Annotated in this window: 3 protein-coding genes; 2 read left to right on the top strand and 1 reads right to left on the bottom strand. The window is 61.4% G+C overall.

Translation table 11 applies throughout. The features are described from left to right. The coding region (gene ku / locus FEM54_RS30385; RefSeq protein WP_138454048.1) for a non-homologous end joining protein Ku at positions 1-697 on the bottom strand (697 nt) is incomplete at its 3' end. A 184-nt stretch (positions 698-881) separates the two neighbouring features. Between ku and FEM54_RS30380 the strand changes: the two genes are divergently transcribed. Further along, the gene (locus FEM54_RS30380) at positions 882-1,199 is read left to right on the top strand and encodes a hypothetical protein (protein WP_138454047.1); all 318 of its coding nucleotides are present in this window, start codon (positions 882-884) and stop codon (positions 1,197-1,199) included. 12 nt (positions 1,200-1,211) lie between these two features. Continuing rightward, positions 1,212-2,366 (top strand): PQQ-dependent sugar dehydrogenase, encoded by a 1,155-nt coding sequence (locus FEM54_RS30375; RefSeq protein WP_138454046.1) that lies wholly within the window; start codon positions 1,212-1,214, stop codon positions 2,364-2,366. The last annotated feature ends 144 nt before the right edge of the window (positions 2,367-2,510 follow it).

Here is a 2,510-nt window from a genome sequence, read left to right as displayed (position 1 = left end):
CTATTTTGCCGGCCTTGGCCTTCTTCGCCACCAGCGCCATGATCTTTTCCTGGAAGCTGTCGCGGTATTCGTCCGGCTGCCAGTCGGCGCTCATGTCTTCGACCAGGCGCTTGGCCATGTCCAATTCGCCCTTGGCCAGGCTCGGTTTGGTGACGTCACTGCCCAGTTCCAGTTCGTCGAGGCTGCGCACTTCGGCGGGCCAGCGCAGCATCACCAATACCAGCGCTGATTCCAGCGGCATCAGCGCTGCCAGGTGCTGTTTGGTGTGCAGCACCACATTGGCCAGGGCGACCTTGGCGGTTTTTTTCAGGGTCTCACGCAGCAGCGCGTAAACTTTGCCGCCGCGTTTGTCCGGGGCCAGGAAGTAGGGCGTGTCGATGTTTTGCAGCGGGATCTGGTCGGCGGCAACAAAGGCAATGATTTCGATGGTCTGGGTCGACTTGGGGTGGGCCGAGCGAATCTCGTCTTCGCTGAGCACCACATAGCGGCCTTTCTCAAAGGCCACGCCCTTGACGATATTGTCTTGGGTGACTTCCTTGCCAGTCGTCTTGTTGATGCGCTTGTAGCCCACCGGGTCCATGCTGCGTTTGTCCAGCCAGTCAAAGTCAACGCCCTGGGAGGACGTGGCCGAGACCAGCGAGACCGGGATATGGACCAAGCCGAAACTGATGGCGCCTTTCCAGATTGCCCTTGGCATGGCTGCGGTTCCTTGAGAAGAGTCGGTGTTCTGGTGACTCGCAGGCTGGCGCAAAAGTTTCGGCGGACGGATGCGCGGACAGATCGTGTTACATCTGATGAGAAACTATTTAATGTCGAAAGCCGAACCCAAGGCGTAGCGTGTTATCGAAAGCACGTACTACTCGCCCCAATGAGGCTTTGTCATGAACAGCTGTGTGCGTTACCTCGCCGTAGTCGCGCTGGGCCTGGCCCTCGCGCCATTGGCCCAGGCGCAGAACCTGCCCGGCAGCTACAACACCAATAACAGCCCAATCCATCGGGCTAACCCCAACAGCATGCAGGGCACCCAGCCCAATGCGCCGGCCGCCACCCGCGGGGTTCAACCCGCGCCGACCGGCCCTGCACCGACCGTGGAAAACGGCGGTATCGGCAATCGTTACCCGACGCGTAACGTGGCCCCGAGCCGTCCTGCCACTGCACCCAAAGCGCCCACTTACGATGCCAACGGCAATCGCCGGTAAGGACTCTGTCTTATGTTTTTACGCAAAACCCTGTTAGCCGCTATCTGCGCAACCCTGCTGCCCGTGACGGCCGTCATGGCGGCGGATGCCCAGCAGTTCCCCAGTGAGCAAGGCAGCATCACTGCCACCCCCATTGCCAAAGGCCTCGATCACCCGTGGGCCGTGGCGTTTCTGCCGGACAAACAAGGCTTCCTGGTGACCGAGCGCCCCGGCCACCTGCGCTTTGTCAGCCTGGACGGCAAGCTCTCTGCGCCGCTGACCGGCGTGCCGCAGGTGTGGGCCAAAGGGCAGGGCGGTTTGCTCGACGTGGTGCTGTCGCCAGACTTCAAGCAAGACCGCCTGGTCTACCTGTCGTATGCCGAAGGCGGCGGCGAGGGTGGCAAGGCCGGCACTGCCGTGGGGCGTGGGCGTTTGGCCGATGATTTGAGCGGGCTCAAAGACTTCAAAGTGATATTGCGCCAGGAGCCCAAACTGTCGACCGGCAATCACTTCGGCTCGCGACTGGCGTTCGACCGGGACGGCTACCTGTTTGTGACCCTGGGCGAGAACAATGACCGCCCGACGGCCCAGGACCTGGACAAGTTGCAAGGCAAGGTCGTGCGCATTTACCCGGATGGCCGTGTGCCGGACGATAACCCCTTTGTGGGCCAGCAGGGCGTGCGCCCGGAGATCTGGTCCTATGGCCAGCGCAACCCGCAGGGGTTGGCGTTGAACCCCTGGAGCGGCACGATCTGGGAAAACGAACATGGCCCGCGCGGTGGCGATGAAATCAACATCATCGAGCGCGGCAAAAACTATGGCTGGCCCCTGGCAACCCACGGCATCAATTATTCGCTGACGCCGATTCCGGAAGCCAAGGGCAAGGCTGTGGAGGGCACTGTGGAACCCCACCACGTCTGGGAAAAATCACCCGGCATCAGTGGCATGGCGTTCTATGACGCCGAGCGTTTCAAAGCCTGGGACCACAACCTGTTTATCGGCGCGTTGGCCAGCCAGGAGTTGATTCGCCTGCAGTTCGATGGCGACAAGGTGATCCACGAGGAGCGCCTGCTGGGCGGGTTGAAGGCACGGATTCGCGATGTGCGTCAGGGGCCGGACGGCTTCCTGTACGTGCTGACCGATGAGGACAAGGGCGTACTGTATCGCGTCGGCCTGAATCAGGACTGACAGAGGCTGATGGTCCAATGTGGGAGCTGGCTTGAAGGCCGCCAATTTCTCCTGTGGCGAGCAGGCTTGTCCTGCGTTGGGCTGCGAAGCGGCCCGAGTGAAGGCACTGCAATTTTCCGGAAAAAACTCGGCGTCCGGGTTAGG

The sequence above is a fragment of the Pseudomonas edaphica genome (assembly GCF_005863185.1).
Classification (GTDB): Bacteria; Pseudomonadota; Gammaproteobacteria; order Pseudomonadales; family Pseudomonadaceae; genus Aquipseudomonas; species Aquipseudomonas edaphica.
This window is presented reverse-complemented; position numbering and strand designations above follow the sequence as displayed.

Bases quoted from the DNA above. Each gene is read 5' to 3' on its own strand.
- FEM54_RS30380 (WP_138454047.1), top strand. From the start codon at position 882: ATGAACAGCTGTGTGCGTTACCTCGCCGTAGTCGCGCTGGGCCTGGCC.
- FEM54_RS30375 (WP_138454046.1), top strand. From the start codon at position 1,212: ATGTTTTTACGCAAAACCCTGTTAGCCGCTATCTGCGCAACCCTGCTG.